Source organism: Streptomyces sp. NBC_01478, assembly GCF_036227225.1.
Taxonomy (GTDB): domain Bacteria; phylum Actinomycetota; class Actinomycetes; order Streptomycetales; family Streptomycetaceae; genus Streptomyces.
Genome location: NZ_CP109444.1, coordinates 9,342,629 through 9,358,123 on the forward strand (window position 1 = coordinate 9,342,629; position 15,495 = coordinate 9,358,123).

Sequence of the window (15,495 nt, forward strand, 5' to 3'; positions counted from 1 at the left end):
CCTTTCAGGGGCGCGGGGCCGTGTCGATGTGCGGCTCCGCCGCAGGGCGCGACCAGCCACGACGCATCCGCACCAGACAACGATCCGTACCCCCCTTCACGCCCCCGCACAGCACCTGGTGTCACGGTGAGGCAGAATCGGGCCTTGATGAGCACCTACGGCAATTTCAGCGCCCCCATAGGCTCCCGGCGTGCCACCGCACTCAGGACAGTCGGCACCCGTGAGCGAAGGTCGCACCTGACGGCCCCCCGCGTGCCCACGGTCGGCATCGACATCGGCGGCACCAAGGTCATGGCGGGCGTCGTGGACGCCGACGGCAACATCCTGGAGAAGCTCCGCACGGAGACCCCGGACAAGTCCAAGAGCCCCAAGGTCGTCGAGGACACCATCGTCGAACTGGTCCTGGACCTGTCCGACCGCCACGACGTGCACGCGGTCGGCATCGGCGCGGCCGGCTGGGTCGACGCGGAGCGCAACCGCATCCTGTTCGCCCCGCACCTGTCCTGGCGCAACGAGCCGCTCCGCGACCGCATCTCCAGCCGCCTCGCCGTCCCCGTCCTGGTGGACAACGACGCGAACTCCGCCGCCTGGGCCGAGTGGCGCTTCGGCGCAGGCCGCGGCGAGGACCACCTCGTCATGATCACGCTCGGCACCGGCATCGGCGGCGCGATCCTGGAGGACGGCCAGGTCAAGCGCGGCAAGTGGGGCGTCGCCGGCGAGTTCGGCCATATGCAGGTCGTGCCCGGCGGCCACCGCTGCGCGTGCGGCAACCGCGGCTGCTGGGAGCAGTACAGCTCGGGCAACGCCCTGGTGAGGGAGGCCCGGGAGCTGGCCGCGGCGGACTCCCCGGTGGCCTACGGGATCATCGAGCACGTCAAGGGCAACATCGGCGAGATCACCGGGCCGATGATCACCGAGCTGGCCCGCGAGGGCGACGCGATGTGCATCGAGCTGCTCCAGGACATCGGCCAGTGGCTCGGCGTCGGCATCGCCAACCTCGCCGCCGCCCTCGACCCGTCCTGCTTCGTGATCGGCGGCGGTGTCTCGGCCGCCGACGACCTGCTGATCGGCCCCGCGCGGGACGCGTTCAAGCGCCAGCTCACCGGCCGCGGCTACCGCCCCGAGGCCCGCATAGTGCGCGCCCAGCTCGGCCCCGAGGCCGGCATGGTCGGCGCCGCCGACCTCGCCCGCCTGGTCGCCCGCCGGTTCCGCCGCGCCAAGCGCCGCCGGGTCGAGCGGTACGAGCGCTACGAGCGGTTCGCCGAGTCCCGGCGCGACACCCAGGACACGGCATGATCGCATCGCTGCCCAGCCGGGCCACCTCCCGGGACGAGCCGCCCCGACCACCCGAGGACCCCCGCCACAAGGCCCGCCGCAGAGCGCTCACCCTGCTCATCATCGTGCTGCTCATCGGCGTACCGGCCGTCTATCTGGCGATCTCCGCGAACCAGAGCCGCAACAGCGGCAAGGACAAGGAGGCCAAGTACTCGGCGACCGGGCTCACCGTGGGCTGGCCCTCCAAGGTCCAGCGCCGCCTTTACCAGGTACCGGTCCCGCACCCGGCCGAAGAGGTTGCCTTCTACGAGACCAACAACTGGAAGACCAGCCGCCTCTACGTCCAGTTCGAGACCAGCGACGCGGGCCTGGACACCTTCCTCGCCGGCATAGGCGTCGACCGGAACACGCTGAAAAAGAACGACATCACGATCAGCGCCCGCGACCAGAAGATCACCGGCTGGACGTTCACCCGCCCCGGCCCCTGGTGGGGCGTCGTCAACAAGCAGAAGGACCCGGCCCCCACCCAGGACATCGTGGTGAACCTGTCCGACCCGAAGCTCCCCATGGTCTACGTCGTCTCCCGCACGGTTCCCTAGCAGGGCCGCCCCGGCCGGTCGCCGGAGCCGATTGTCAGACCCCGCCCGTAGAGTCGAAGACGGCTGACACGACTGACGGGCGGGAGGTGACAGGACGTATGACGGACACGGCACTCATGGAGCAGATCTCCGTACGACTGGCCGCGGTCTTCCTGCCGTCCCCCGTCGTCCCGCGCGAGGGCCGCATCGCCTTCTGGGACCCCGACGGCGAGCGCGCACTCCCCGACGCCGAAGAGGGCGTGGAACAGACCGAGTTGACCGTCGTACGACGGTCCGGCGCCGGAGTCCGCCGCAGGTCCACCCCCGCGCTGACCCTGACCGTCGAAGCGGCCCTGCCCCTGCTCGTGCGCGCCCGCCGCGACCCCGCCGCCCATCCCGCCACGGCCTGCTGGGGCGCCGCCGCCCTGCACGCACTGCGGCTCGCCGCCCGCGGCCGGCTCCTCCCCGGCCTCACCGCTTCGGGCCACGACGCCTGGCGCGCGGGCCCCCTGGAGCCCGAGGACATCGCGCACGTCCGCGCGGTCGCGGCGGCCCTTCCGTACGAGGGCCACGCGGTCCCGCTGCCCGGCCCGGGCCCGCTCCGGCTGCCCGAGCCGGAAGCGCTGATGCGGTCCTTCCTGGACGCGGTCGCGGACACCCTGCCCCGCACCCCGGCCGCGCCGTACACCTCCGGGCTGCCCTTCGCGGCCCGCAAGCCGCAGCGCCTGCGCGACGCCCAGGACTGGGCCGCCGAGGTCGCCGCCGGCATGGACGCGGGCGTGCGGATCTCGCTCCGCCTGGACCTGGCGGCGTACGACCTGTTCGACGACGGAGGGCGGGTGCGCAGCGCGGGAGCGGCGATCGTCCAGGTGCACAGCCTCGCCGACCCGACCCTCGTGGTCGACGCGGCGGCCCTGTGGGCGGGCACGGCGGACACCGCCTTCGGCCCCCGCGCACGCGTGGACGCCGCGTTGGCCGTACGGCGGGCCGCGCGCGTCTGGCCCCCGCTGGACCGGCTCTCCGAGCAGGACGTGCCCGACGTACTGGCCCTGTCCGAGGAGGAGTTGGGCGATCTGCTCGGCATGGCGGCCACGCGCCTCGCGGCGGCCGGGGTGGCCGTCCACTGGCCCCGGGACCTGGCGCAGGACCTGACGGTGTCCGCCGTCGTCCGGTCGGCGCCGGGCTCCGCGACCGACGGCACGGGCTTCTTCGAGAGCGAGGAACTCCTCCAGTTCCGCTGGCAGTTGGCGCTCGGCGGCGACCCGCTCACCGAGGCCGAGATGGACACTCTGGCCGAGGCCCACCGCCCGGTCGTACGACTGCGGGACCAGTGGGTGCTGGTCGACCCGGCTCTCGTCCGCAAGGCGCGCAAACGCGAACTGGGCCTGCTGGACCCGGTCGACGCGCTGTCCGTCGCCCTCACCGGCACCGCGGAGGTCGACGGCGAGCAGGTGGAAGCCGTCCCGGTCGGCGCGCTGGCCACCCTCCGCGACCGCCTCACGGCAGGCATCCAGCCCGCCGAGCCACCCCCCGGCCTCCAGGCCACCCTCCGGGACTACCAACTCCGGGGCCTGGCCTGGCTCGACCTCATGACCTCCCTCGGCCTGGGCGGCTGCCTCGCCGACGACATGGGCCTCGGCAAGACGATCACCCTCATCGCCCTCCACCTGCGGCGGGCACACCGCCACCCCACCCTGGTGGTCTGCCCGGCCTCCCTCCTGGGCAACTGGCAGCGGGAGATCACCCGCTTCGCCCCCGGAGTCCCCGTCCGCCGCTTCCACGGCGCGGACCGCACCCTGGAGGACCTGACCGGCGGCTTCGTCCTCACGACGTACGGCACGATGCGCTCGGCGGCGGCGACGCTCGCCCGGCAGCCGTGGGGCATGGTCGTCGCGGACGAGGCCCAGCACGTGAAGAACCCGTACTCGGCGACGGCGAAGGCACTGCGCACGATCCCGTCCCCCGCGCGCGTGGCCCTCACCGGCACACCGGTGGAGAACAACCTCTCCGAGCTGTGGGCCCTGCTGGACTGGACGACCCCCGGGCTCCTCGGCCCCCTGAAGTCCTTCCGCGCCCGGCACGCGCGCGCGGTGGAGAACGGCGAGGACGAGGAGGCGGTGACCCGGCTGGCCCGCCTGGTCCGCCCGTTCCTCCTGCGCCGCAAGAAGTCCGACCCCGGCATCGTCCCCGAACTGCCGCCCAAGACGGAGACGGACCACCCGGTCCCGCTCACCCGCGAACAGGCCTCGCTCTACGAGGCGGTGGTGCGGGAATCGATGCTCGCGATCGAGACGACGGAGGGCATCGCCCGCCGGGGCCTGGTCCTGAAGCTCCTCACCTCCCTCAAACAGATCTGCGACCACCCGGCGCTGTACCTGAAGGAGGACCACGCGGAGGCACAGGCCTCGGGAGACCGCCTCGCCGCCCGCTCCGGCAAACTCGCCCTGCTGGACGAGCTGTTGGACACACTGCTGTCCGAGGACGGTTCCGCGATCGTCTTCACGCAGTACGTCGGCATGGCCCGCCTGATCACCTCCCACCTGTCCGCCCGCGCGGTCCCGGTGGAGCTGCTGCACGGCGGCACAGCGGTACCGGAGCGGGAGCGCATGGTGGACCGCTTCCAGGCCGGCGCGACCCCGGTCCTGGTCCTCTCCCTGAAGGCGGCGGGCACCGGCCTCAACCTGACCCGCGCGGGCCATGTCGTCCACTTCGACCGCTGGTGGAACCCGGCGGTCGAGGAACAGGCCACGGACCGCGCGTACCGCATCGGCCAGACCCAGCCGGTCCAGGTCCACCGCCTCATCACCGAGGGCACGGTCGAGGACCGCATCGCCGAAATGCTGGAAGCGAAGCGGGCGTTGGCGGACGCGATCCTCGGCTCCGGGGAGTCGTCACTGACCGAACTGTCGGACCGGGACCTCTCGGACCTGGTCTCGTTGCGGAGGGAGTCGTGACGGGGGTGGAGGGGCTCGCGCAAGGTGCGGGCGAAGCGGAGCACGGCGGAGAACTTGCGCCAGATGAAGGCGAGTTGGAGCGGACGCGGCCCGCGCCGGACGCGAGTGAACAGGCCGAGCAACAAGCTGCACGACCCGCCGACCTGGCACGGCAAGCGCTGCGGGCCGCGCGCGAGCGTCGGGAGCGGGCGCCGGAGAAGCCTGCGGGGCACGTGACGGACCCTGAGGACTCGGCGGCCCGCGCATCCGTGCCGACTGGTCCCGAGGAGTCGGTGTCCCGCGCATCCGCGCCGACCGGCGTCGAGGAGTCGGTGTCCCGCACACCCGTGCCGACCGGCGCCGAGGAGACGACGGTCACCGTACCCCCGGTTGACGATCCCTCGGTGTCCGCCCCACGGCCCGGTGACGCCGCCCGTGCGGCGTTGCGCGCCGCGCTACCGGTTCGACGCGAGGCAGCCGCAGCGGCCGACCCCGAGGACACCAGCACCGAACCGGCTCCCGACCCCGCAGCACAGGGCGACCACCCGGCACCCCCAGCCCCCGCCGTCGGTGACAGTGCCCCGGACCACCCGTCCACCCGCCCCGCCGACATCGCACGCGAGGCACTGCGGGCTGCCCGGCGAGAGAGTCAGCAGGCTCGAACCGACGCAGGGCGCCAGGGAGTTGAGCCCGCACCCCGCCCACCCCGCCGGACCTCCACCCCCTCCAGCACCAGCACAACCACCGACACCGCACGAACACGCGCCCAGGCGCCCGGCGGTATCGAAGCCAACCGAGCACGCGCCGTACGGGACTTGCTCGCCGACGCCTTCCAGATGCCCCAGGACGACGACCCCACCACGGAGCTGCCGGCCGTAACCCTCGCCCCCACCTCCACCCCCACAACCCCCACAACCATGGGATCCCCCTCCCGAGACAGCGACCTGCGCCGCACCTTCCCCGCGTTCCCGCCCAGGTCCTCGGACGGTGCGGGCTTCGCCGAGAGCTGGTGGGGCAACGCATGGGTCACCGCGCTGGAAGAAGGCGCGCTGGACCCCAAGCGGCTTGCGCGGGGCCGGGGTTACGCGGAGAAGGGGCATGTCGACGCGATCACCGTGACGCCCGGGCTCGTGCTCGGGTATGTGCAGGGCAGCCGCGCCCGGCCGTACCGCGTACAGGTGCGGCTGCGCACGCTGGACGACGCGGACTGGGAGCGGTTCCTGGACGCCGCCGCCGACCGGCCCGGGCACATCGCCGCGCTGCTCGACAAGGAGATGCCCAAGTCCCTGGCCGAGTGCGGAGTCCCGCTGCTGCCGGGGCCCGGCGACCTCGCCCCCCAGTGCAGTTGCCCCGACAACGGCCACCCCTGCAAGCACGCCGCCGCCCTCTGCTACCAGACCGCGCGCCTCCTGGACGCCGACCCCTTCGTCCTGCTCCTGCTCCGCGGTCGGGGCGAACGCCCGCTGCTCGACGCCCTGTCCCGCCGTAACGCGGCCCGTGCGGCCCGCGCCGCCCAGGAGCAGGAACCGGCCCCTCTCCCCGGCGTGAGAGCCACCGACGTGCTTGCCGAGCCGGGGCGCCGACTCCCTCCGCTCCCACCCCCGTTGCCCATGCCCCCGCACCCCGAGCAGCCTCCCGTGTATCCGGCGGCTCCGGGCGGCCCGGACCCCTTCGCGCTCGACCAGTTGGCGACCGACGCCGCCGCCCGCGCGCACGCGCTGCTCAGCACCGGCCGGGACCCGGTGGGGGAGTTGACGCTGTGGCAGGACGCGGTGCGGCTCGCCGCGGCCCGCCCCGGTTCGGGGCTCACCGCCACCACCCGCTCGCTCTACGCCTCCCTCGCCAAGGCCACCGGCCGCGGCACGGCCGAGCTGGCGCGCGCGGTCGCCGCCTGGCGGCAGGGCGGCATCGAGGGCCTCGCGGTGCTCGAAGAGCCCTGGGACCCGCCGGCCGGCCGCTTCGACCGGGCCCGCCCCCTCCTCCTCGCCGCCGACCTCCCGGCCTTCCGCCCCTGGCACAACCACCTCACCCACCCCCACGGCCATGTCCAACTCCGCCTCGGCCGCGACGGCTTGTGGTACGCCTACGAATCCGAGCCGGGCGACGAGGACTGGTGGCCCAGAGGCACCCCCGACCTGGACCCGGTCGGCGCGTTGACGGGCCTGGGCGCCCCCGGCGAACTCTGAACCGCAGCCCCCACCCGAGGCCGGGTTCTCCACGAACGCCCCACCCGAATCCGGTGAAGGCGATGTGAGGGTTCCCCACCGATGTGTGGAAGCCGAGTGGGGAGACCGGGGGCCCCACAGCCGGACCTTAAGAAACGGCGGTTACGTTGGAGCGGTGAGCGACATGAAGACCCCCGCACTCCAGTACCGCTTCGACGGCCCCGAAGACGCGCCCGTTCTCATCCTGGGCCCGTCGCTCGGGACGACCTGGCACATGTTCGATCGCCAGGTGCCCGAACTGGCGAAACAGTGGCGAGTCTTCCGGTACGACCTCCCAGGGCACGGCGGCTCGCCCGCGCACGGGACCGGCTCGGTCGCCGACCTGGCCGACCGGCTGCTGGCCACGCTCGACGCCCTCGGCGTGCAGCGCTTCGGCTACGCGGGCTGCGCGCTCGGCGGCGCGGTCGGTCTCGAACTGGTCCTGCGCCACCCGGAGCGGGTGGCCTCGCTGGCCCTGATCGCCGCCTCGCCCCGCTTCGGCACGGCGGACGAGTTCCGCCAGCGCGGGGTGATCGTGCGCACCAACGGGCTCGACCCCATCGCCCGCACCTCGCCCGACCGCTGGTTCACCAGCGGGTTCGCCGCGTCGCAGCCCGCGATCACCGAGTGGGCCGTCCAGATGGTGCGCACCACCGACCCCGGCTGCTACATCGCAGCGTGCGAGGCGCTGGCCGCGTTCGACGTACGGTCCGAACTCGCCCGCATCGGCGTGCCGACCCTCGTCCTCGTCGGCTCCGACGACCAGGTCACCGGCCCCGCCGAGGCGCGCACACTGGTCGCCGGCATCCCGGACGCCCGCCTCGCGGTCGTACCCGGTGCCTCGCACCTGGTCCCGGTCGAGCAGCCCGCCGCCGTCACCGACCTCCTCGTCCGGCACTTCTCCACCGCCTGGCAGCCGCCCTACGACCACCACTCCACCGGCCAGATCCCCGTCGTGGCGGCCCCGGCCAGGCCGGTCCTCGCCGCGCCGCAGCAGCTCGTGCCGATCGCCGAGATCGCGCCGGCGCCCGTGGAGGCGCCGCAGGGCATGGGCCGCCCGGACCCCTACGACGCCGGGATCAAGGTCCGCCGGGAGGTGCTCGGCGACGCGCACGTCGACCGGGCGCTGGCGCAGGCCGACGAGTTCTCCGGGGACTTCCAGGAGTTCATCACCCGCTACGCGTGGGGCGAGATCTGGGACCGGCCGGGCCTCGACCGGCGTTCGCGCAGTTGTGTCACCCTCACCGCGCTGGTCGCGGGCGGTCACCTGGACGAGCTGGCCTTCCACACCCGGGCGGCGCTGCGCAACGGCCTCACCCCGACCGAGATCAAGGAGGTGCTGATGCAGGCCGCCGTGTACTGCGGGGTACCGGCCGCGAACAGCGCCTTCAAGGTGGCCCAGCAGGTCATCCGGGAGGAGACGACCCCCACGGAGTGATCTTCAGACCGGTACCGAGAGCACCAGTCTCCGCTGCCCGCCCGAAGCCGGGCAGCGGCAGGATGGACCCATGACGCTCACCACACTCACCAAGAAGTCGCACGCCTGCATCCGTCTGGAGAAGGACGGCCGGACGCTCGTCATCGACCCGGGCCTCTTCACCGAGGAGGACGCCACCGCCGGTGCGGACGCGATCCTGGTCACCCACGAGCACGTGGACCACTTCAGCGAGGACCGGCTGCGGGCCGGCCTGGAGGCCAACCCGGCCGCCGAGATCTGGACGCTGAAGTCGGTCGCCGACCAGCTCTCCGCCGCCTTCCCGGGCCGGGTGCACACGGTCGGCCACGGCGACACCTTCACGGCGGTGGGCTTCGACGTCCAGGTGCACGGCGAACTGCACGCCGTGATCCACCCGGACATCCCGCGCATCACCAACGTCGGCTTCCTCGTCGACGACGGCCGGGTCTTCCACCCGGGCGACGCCCTCACCGTCCCCGACCACACCGTCGAGACCCTGCTGCTCCCGGTCATGGCCCCCTGGAGCAAGATCTCCGAGGTCATCGACTACGTCCGCGAGGTCAAGCCGCAGCGCGCCTACGACATCCACGACGCCCTGCTCACCGACCTCGCCCGCCCGATCTACGACATGCAGATCGGCGCGCTCGGCGGCGCGGAGCACCTGCGGCTGGCGCCCGGTGAGGCCGCGGACCTGTGAGTGTCAGACCCGCCCGGTAGGTTGTGAGGCATGCGCATCGCGACCTGGAACGTGAACTCGATCACCGCCCGTCTGCCGAGGCTCCTGGCCTGGCTGGAGAGCAGCGGCACCGACGTGCTGTGCCTCCAGGAGGCCAAGCTGGCCGAGGCGCAGTTCCCGTTCGAGGCGCTGCGCGAGGCGGGCTACGAGGCGGCGGTCAACGCGACCGGCCGGTGGAACGGCGTGGCGGTGCTCTCCCGCGTAGGACTGGACGACGTGGTCAAGGGCTTCCCCGGGGACCCCGGTTACGACGGCGTCCAGGAGCCCCGCGCCGTCGCGGCGACCTGCGGCCCGGTCCGCGTCTGGTCGGTGTACGTGCCGAACGGCCGCGAGGTGGACCACCCCCACTACACGTACAAGCTCCAGTGGTTCGAGGCCCTCAGGGCGGCCGTCGCCGACGGCGCGCAGGGCAGCCGCCCGTTCGCGGTGCTGGGTGATTACAACGTGGCGCCGACGGACGACGACGTCTTCGACGTGGCCGCCTTCGAGGGCCTCACCCACGTCACCCCGGCCGAGCGCGCCGCCCTGACCGCCCTGCGTGACGCGGGCCTGTCCGACGTGGTCCCGCGCCCCCTCAAGTACGACCACCCGTACACGTATTGGGACTACCGCCAGCTCGCCTTCCCGAAGAACCGCGGCATGCGCATCGACCTCGTGTACGGCAACGAGCCGTTCGCGAAGGCCGTCACCGACTCCTACGTCGACCGCGAGGAGCGCAAGGGCAAGGGCGCCTCGGACCACGCGCCGGTGGTCGTCGACCTGGACGTCTGACCCGCCCGCGTTCGTCAACGGAGGCCCCGGGGAAGGGATTTCGCCACTCCGGGCCCGCCGTTGACACGCCATCCGCGACGCCCTGTGGTGCGTACGGCGGTACGAATGACACGCTGGGCGTATGAACATCCCTTTCCTGGGCAACCGGGGCGAGAAACGCGGCGCGCACGACCCCGCGGGCATCGCCGAACCGCTGTCCGAGTGTGAACTGCTCCGCTCCCATGCGGCCCGGGAGGGCATCCAACTCGACGACTCCGCAGGCTCGTTGGAGGCGCTCGACCAACTGGTGCCCCGCTGGCGGGACGACGAGGAGACCCTGTCCTGGCTCGGCAACGACGCGGGCCTCTATCTGGGGACCGTGATCGTGCGCACGGTACCGGGCGCCGCCTGGGCGATCTGGCCGAACGGCCAGCCCGTCGTACGGCTCGTCTCCGGGCGCGAGTTCGACGTCGTGGCCTCCGGCCATGAGTGGGCCGCCAGCGGTGTGCCCGAGCTCTCGCAGTTGTACGCCGAGGTCGCCGAAGAGTAAGAGCGACGTAAATACGGCTAATGCCCGAAAAGTGCGTGTCGTACGTTAACTCCGCTCTTGTGTCGATAGTTTGCGGCGACCACGACACAGCTGAGAGTGAGTAGGGCTGGGCATGGCCGTCGATCCGTTGATCGAACTGCGTGACGTCAACAAGTACTACGGGGAGCTGCATGTCCTGCAGGACATCAACCTCACCGTCGGCAAGGGGGAGGTGGTCGTGGTCATCGGCCCTTCGGGGTCGGGAAAGTCGACGCTGTGCCGGGCGATCAACCGGCTGGAGACCATCGAGTCCGGGACGATCCGGCTCGACGGGAAGCCACTGCCCGAGGAGGGCAAGGCCCTCGCGCAGCTCCGCGCCGAGGTCGGCATGGTCTTCCAGTCCTTCAACCTGTTCGCCCACAAGACGGTCCTGCAGAACGTCTCGCTGGCCCAGATCAAAGTCCGCAAGCGCAAGCGGGAGGACGCCGACAAGCGGTCGATGGAACTCCTGGACCGGGTGGGCCTCGTCTCCCAGGCACCCAAGTTCCCCGCGCAGCTCTCCGGCGGCCAGCAGCAGCGCGTGGCCATCGCCCGCGCCCTCGCCATGGAACCCAAGGCCCTCCTCTTCGACGAGCCGACCTCGGCCCTCGACCCGGAGATGATCAACGAGGTCCTCGAGGTCATGCGCCAACTCGCCCACGACGGCATGACCATGGTCGTCGTCACCCACGAGATGGGCTTCGCCCGCTCCGCCGCCAACCGCGTCGTGTTCATGGCCGACGGCCGCGTCATCGAGGACCGCACCCCCGAGGAGTTCTTCACCAACCCGCGCACCGACCGGGCCAAGGACTTCCTGTCCAAGATCCTCAAGCACTGAGCGGGGGAGTGCGATCCATGTTCCGTAGGACCCGTCTGCCGTTCGCCGTCGTCACGCTCGCCGCGCTGCTCGCGAGTGCCTGCGGCAAGGAGGGCAGCCCGCCCGTCAAGGGCCCGCCCGCCGAGAAACTCCCCAACTACCAAGTGGCACAAGGATTTCAGCTCCCCGATTCCAAGACCTGGAAGCGGGCCAAGAAGCGCGGCCACTTCACCGTCGGCGCCAAGGAGGACCAGCCCTACCTCGGCGAGAAGGACCCCGCGACGGGCACCTACTCCGGCTTCGACATCGAGATCGCCAGGATGATGTCGGCCTCCCTCGGCTTCGCCCCGAAGACCGTCCACTTCAAGACGATCGCCTCCGCCAACCGCGAAACCGCCCTGCAGAACGGCCAGATCGACTACTACGTCGGCACCTACACCATCAACGACATGCGCAAGAAGCTCGTCGGCTTCGCCGGCCCCTACTACCTGGCCGGCCAGTCGCTCCTCGTCCGCGCCGACGAGCACGACATCCACGGCCCGCAGGACCTCGCCGGCAAACGCGTCTGCTCGGCGGCCGGCTCCACGCCGTACCAGCGCATCAAGGACGACTATCCCAAGGCCCAACTCGTCGCCTACGACACCTACTCGGTCTGTGTCGACAACCTGCTCACCTACCAGGTCGACGCCGTCACCACCGACGACGCGATCCTCATCGGCTACGCGGCGAAGGTCCCCGATCAACTCAAGGTCGTCGGCAAGCCCTTCTCGAAGGAGCCGTACGGCATCGGAGTCCCGCACGGCGACAACGCCCTGCGGTTCGCGCTCGACGACGCGTTGGAGGCCCGTGAGAAGAACGGCGACTGGAAGAAGGCGTACGAGGCGACGCTCGGCCTGTCCGGAGTGCCCGCGCCCACCCCGCCCGCGATCGACCGCTACCCGGCGAGCTGAGGGAGGCAGACGTGAACGTACTGACAGACAACTTCTCGACCTTCGGCGACGGCTTCCTCGGCACCGTCGAACTCACCTTCTACGCCTCGGTGTTGGCGCTCGTCCTCGGCTTCCTGATGGCCTCCTTCCGGGTCGCCCCCGTCGGTTCGCTGCGGGTCTTCGGCACCGCGTGGGTCACCGTCCTGCGCAACACCCCGCTCACCCTGCTGTTCTTCGCGGTGCTGCTCGGCCTGCCGCGTTTCGGACTCGTGCTGCCCTTCAAGGTGTTCGCGATCCTCGCGCTCGGCTGCTACACCTCGGCGTTCATCTGCGAGGCGCTGCGCTCCGGCATCAACACCGTGCCCAGGGGGCAGGGAGAGGCGGCTCGCAGCCTCGGGATGTCCTTCGGGCAGAGCCTCGGACTCGTCGTGCTGCCGCAGGCGTTCCGCTCGGTGATCCCGCCGGTCGGCTCCACGCTCATCGCCCTCGCCAAGAACTCGGCGATCGCGGGCGCCTTCAGCGTCACCGAACTCCTCGGCACCTACCGGACGTTGAGCGAACTCGGCTACAACATCGTCTGGACCTTCGTCTGGATCGCCGTCGGCTACCTGATCATCACCCTCGCCATCAGCGCGCTGTTCAACGCGCTGGAGAGGAAGTGGGGAGTCGCCCGATGACCACCGCCAACGCCCTCTACGACGTCCCGGGCCCCAAGACCCGCAAACGGCACCGCCTTTACGGCATCGCGTCCACGGTCGTCATCCTCGCGCTGCTCGGCTGGATCCTCTATCTCCTGTTCGACACCGACCAGTTCACATACACGAAGTGGATGCCCTTCGAGTACAAGGGAATTCAGGAACTGCTGCTGCGCGGCCTCGGCAACACGCTCAAGGCCTTCGGGCTGGCGGCCGTACTGTCACTGGCACTTGGCACCCTGCTCGCCGTAGGACGCCTCTCGGACCACCGTCCGGTGCGCTGGCTGTCCACCCTCGCCGTGGAGTTCTTCCGCGCCATGCCCGTCCTGGTGATGATCTTCTTCATCTTCGTGGCGCTCAAGGTGCAGCCGCTGCCCGCACTGGTCGCCGGCCTCACCCTCTACAACGGCTCGGTGCTCGCCGAGGTCTTCCGCTCCGGCGTGGGCAGCGTCGAACGCGGCCAGCGGGAGGCCGCGTTCGCGCTCGGCATGCGCAAGACCCAGGTGATGTCGTACGTCCTCGTACCGCAGGCCGTACGGGCCATGCTGCCCGCCATCATCAGCCAGTTGGTGGTCGCCCTGAAGGACACCTCGCTGGGCTATCTGATCACCTATGAGGAGTTTCTCCATGCCGGGAAGCTGATCGCGTCGAACCTCGACTACGATTTGCCGTTCATCCCCGTGGTGATGGTGATCTCGCCGATCTACATCGGGATGTGCATGCTGCTCTCCTGGTTCGCCGGATGGGTGTCCCGCCGGGAGCAGCGCAGTCCCAAGACCGAGGCCGTGGATGTGGCCCCGGCGGAACCAGGGACGCTGCTGCCGCGGGTGCAGTAGTAGAGAGGGCACCTGCCCGCCCGGCAGCAGCCGGAGATCACTGCTCGCGCAGCGGGATCGACACGTACGACGGGTCGTTCGCCGGCGAGGAGAAGGTCAGCTGCGCGCCGGTCGGGTTGTGCTCGATGTAGAGCGGGTCGACCGTGTCGACGACCAGGGCGAGATGATGCCCTGCCGGGACGTCGTAGGCCGTGGAGAACAACTCCAGGTCCACACCGAACGGCTGGCCGGGCGTCTGCCCGTGCCAGGTGTACGGCGCGTTGCCGACCAGCTTGCCGAGGCCGAGCGGGCCCACGTCGTAGAGGTACGCGACGAGGGTGCCGCTCTCCTTGGTGTCCGTGACCGTGGTGTGCAACTTCACGGTGCCGCGCACCTGTTGGGCACTCGTGTACGTCCCCGACTGCCAGACGGCGGCCCAGCGGCGGGGGAGCAGCGGGACCCATGCGAGCGGGGGCACCTGCGCCACCTGGTCGAGGATGCTGGACAGGAAGACGATCCCGCCGTCGGCGCCCGAGTCGACGTTGGTGTGGATGGTGGTCGTGCCCGCGAGGGCGATCTTCTTCCGGGTCGCGGCGACCGACTTCCAGTCCGGATAGCCCTCGTAGCCGCCCGCGGAGCGGGACTTGAGCTCCACGGGCTGCTCGCGGTTGATCCCGTTGTCCTCGCCCTTGAGGTAGTGGTCGAACCAGCGCTCGGTGTCCGTCCACACGTCGTTGGGCAGCCCCAACAGACCGGTCAGCTCGGCGGTGGCATGGTCGCCGGGGCGGAGTTCGAGCCGCTTCGGCCCGCTCAACTCGCCGTAGAAGTCGGCGATCTGGTCGGGCGGGAAGATCGTGTCGCCCCAGGCGTTGGCGAGCATGATCGCCGCGCCGTTCTTGTTGATCTGATCGACGTAGGTCGAGGGGGAACGTTCCTTCCCCCAGTCGATCAACTCCTGTTCCCTGGACAGGTCGGAGGCGAAGAAGTCCTTGAAGACCTGGCTCGTCTCCGCGCTCGGGCGGCCGGTGACGAGGCCGACGCCGTCCAGGAGCGCGGTCGCCTGGGAGTGTTCGGTACGGCCCGAGTAGATGGAGTCGATCAGGTCGGCCCAGCCGCTCAGCGAGGCAACTGCCTTGATCCGCTTGTCGTGTGCGGCCGCGAGGAGGCTGATGCCGGCGCCGTACGACACGCCCGCCATGCCGATGTGCCCCGCGTCGGACGGGGTGTTGGCGAGCGCCCAGTCGATCACCTTGGACGCGTCGGCCACGTCGGCCGGGCCGCCGACCTCTATCCCGCCGCCGGACTGCCAGAAGCCCCGGACGTTGTAACTGACCACCACGTAGCCGGAGTTCGCGAGCTTCTCGGCCTGGGCCAGGTACTGGACCTGCGGGAATCCCCAGCTCGTGGGCAGCACGACCAGGGGGTAGGCGCGCGAGCCGTCGGCGCCCGCAGGCGTGACGACGTTCGCCGCGAGCTTCGTACCGCCGTCGCCGGCGATGTCGACGAAGCGGACGCCGTTCGTGGCGGCCTGGGCGGCGGGGGCGAGCCCGAGGACGCCTCCGGCGACGAGAGTCGCGGAGACGGCGCCCACGGCGGTCGTACGCAGGGCCTGGCGACGGTTTCGCACGGGTCACTCCTCACACGTGTCACTGCAAAGTGACCCGACGGTAACCTCGACCCCCTACCTCAGGTAACCCGTCAGTAAGTTACGTGCCAGTAAAGATTGTTGACGTGTGTGC

13 protein-coding genes are annotated in these 15,495 nt (G+C 71.0%); 12 read left to right on the forward strand and 1 reads right to left on the reverse strand.

The genetic code is table 11. The annotated features are described in order from the left end of the window. The first annotated feature begins 147 nt into the window (after positions 1-147). The 12 genes from OG223_RS41860 to OG223_RS41915 all read left to right on the forward strand — a co-directional run bounded on the left by OG223_RS41860 (position 148) and on the right by OG223_RS41915 (position 13,777). On the forward strand, positions 148-1,296 hold the full coding sequence (locus OG223_RS41860; protein ID WP_329260711.1) for an ROK family glucokinase: 1,149 nt from the start codon (positions 148-150) through the stop codon (positions 1,294-1,296). Further along, positions 1,293-1,874, forward strand: a complete 582-nt coding sequence (locus tag OG223_RS41865) for a sugar kinase (RefSeq protein WP_329260714.1) — start codon at positions 1,293-1,295, stop codon at positions 1,872-1,874. The genes OG223_RS41860 and OG223_RS41865 overlap by 4 nt, the downstream gene beginning before the upstream one ends. A 98-nt stretch (positions 1,875-1,972) precedes the next feature. Then, positions 1,973-4,807: a DEAD/DEAH box helicase gene (locus OG223_RS41870; RefSeq protein WP_329260717.1), complete on the forward strand. Its 2,835-nt coding sequence runs from the start codon at positions 1,973-1,975 to the stop codon at positions 4,805-4,807. A gap of 422 nt (positions 4,808-5,229) precedes the next feature. Then, complete coding sequence (locus OG223_RS41875; protein WP_443073865.1) at positions 5,230-6,972, forward strand: SWIM zinc finger family protein; 1,743 nt, start codon at positions 5,230-5,232, stop codon at positions 6,970-6,972. Positions 6,973-7,135: 163 nt separating this feature from the next. Then, on the forward strand, positions 7,136-8,428 hold the full coding sequence (pcaDC, locus tag OG223_RS41880; RefSeq protein ID WP_329265757.1) for a bifunctional 3-oxoadipate enol-lactonase/4-carboxymuconolactone decarboxylase PcaDC: 1,293 nt from the start codon (positions 7,136-7,138) through the stop codon (positions 8,426-8,428). Between the two features lie 70 nt (positions 8,429-8,498). After that, positions 8,499-9,143 carry an MBL fold metallo-hydrolase gene (locus OG223_RS41885; RefSeq protein ID WP_329260719.1) on the forward strand — a complete coding sequence of 215 codons (645 nt, stop codon included), beginning with the start codon at positions 8,499-8,501 and terminating at the stop codon, positions 9,141-9,143. Between the two features lie 30 nt (positions 9,144-9,173). After that, a complete protein-coding gene (locus OG223_RS41890) occupies positions 9,174-9,953 on the forward strand; it encodes an exodeoxyribonuclease III (RefSeq protein ID WP_329260722.1) in 780 nt (259 codons plus the stop codon). A gap of 121 nt (positions 9,954-10,074) precedes the next feature. Next, positions 10,075-10,482, forward strand: coding sequence for a DUF6278 family protein (locus OG223_RS41895; protein ID WP_329260725.1), 408 nt, complete (start codon positions 10,075-10,077; stop codon positions 10,480-10,482). 112 nt (positions 10,483-10,594) lie between these two features. Continuing rightward, positions 10,595-11,338 carry an amino acid ABC transporter ATP-binding protein gene (locus tag OG223_RS41900; RefSeq protein WP_329260728.1) on the forward strand — a complete coding sequence of 248 codons (744 nt, stop codon included), beginning with the start codon at positions 10,595-10,597 and terminating at the stop codon, positions 11,336-11,338. Positions 11,339-11,355: 17 nt separating this feature from the next. Continuing rightward, on the forward strand, positions 11,356-12,267 hold the full coding sequence (locus OG223_RS41905; RefSeq protein ID WP_329260731.1) for a glutamate ABC transporter substrate-binding protein: 912 nt from the start codon (positions 11,356-11,358) through the stop codon (positions 12,265-12,267). Between the two features lie 11 nt (positions 12,268-12,278). Next, a complete protein-coding gene (locus OG223_RS41910; protein ID WP_329260734.1) occupies positions 12,279-12,923 on the forward strand; it encodes an amino acid ABC transporter permease in 645 nt (214 codons plus the stop codon). After that, positions 12,920-13,777 carry an amino acid ABC transporter permease gene (locus OG223_RS41915; protein WP_329260737.1) on the forward strand — a complete coding sequence of 286 codons (858 nt, stop codon included), beginning with the start codon at positions 12,920-12,922 and terminating at the stop codon, positions 13,775-13,777. Before OG223_RS41910 ends, OG223_RS41915 begins: the two co-directional genes overlap by 4 nt. 37 nt (positions 13,778-13,814) lie before the next feature. On the opposite strand, the gene OG223_RS41920 is transcribed toward OG223_RS41915, so the two are convergent. After that, entirely contained in the window at positions 13,815-15,383 is a 1,569-nt protein-coding gene (locus OG223_RS41920) for an alpha/beta fold hydrolase (protein WP_329260740.1), read from the reverse strand. Positions 15,384-15,495 lie beyond the last annotated feature (112 nt).

What these genes read in the sequence shown, in the direction of transcription:
- OG223_RS41860 (WP_329260711.1), top strand. Translation starts at nt 148, where the DNA reads ATGAGCACCTACGGCAATTTCAGCGCCCCCATAGGCTCCCGGCGTGCC.
- OG223_RS41895 (WP_329260725.1), top strand. Translation starts at nt 10,075, where the DNA reads ATGAACATCCCTTTCCTGGGCAACCGGGGCGAGAAACGCGGCGCGCAC.
- pcaDC (WP_329265757.1), top strand. Translation starts at nt 7,136, where the DNA reads ATGAAGACCCCCGCACTCCAGTACCGCTTCGACGGCCCCGAAGACGCG.
- OG223_RS41870 (WP_329260717.1), top strand. Translation starts at nt 1,973, where the DNA reads ATGACGGACACGGCACTCATGGAGCAGATCTCCGTACGACTGGCCGCG.
- OG223_RS41865 (WP_329260714.1), top strand. Translation starts at nt 1,293, where the DNA reads ATGATCGCATCGCTGCCCAGCCGGGCCACCTCCCGGGACGAGCCGCCC.
- OG223_RS41890 (WP_329260722.1), top strand. Translation starts at nt 9,174, where the DNA reads ATGCGCATCGCGACCTGGAACGTGAACTCGATCACCGCCCGTCTGCCG.
- OG223_RS41900 (WP_329260728.1), top strand. Translation starts at nt 10,595, where the DNA reads ATGGCCGTCGATCCGTTGATCGAACTGCGTGACGTCAACAAGTACTAC.
- OG223_RS41915 (WP_329260737.1), top strand. Translation starts at nt 12,920, where the DNA reads ATGACCACCGCCAACGCCCTCTACGACGTCCCGGGCCCCAAGACCCGC.
- OG223_RS41905 (WP_329260731.1), top strand. Translation starts at nt 11,356, where the DNA reads ATGTTCCGTAGGACCCGTCTGCCGTTCGCCGTCGTCACGCTCGCCGCG.
- OG223_RS41885 (WP_329260719.1), top strand. Translation starts at nt 8,499, where the DNA reads ATGACGCTCACCACACTCACCAAGAAGTCGCACGCCTGCATCCGTCTG.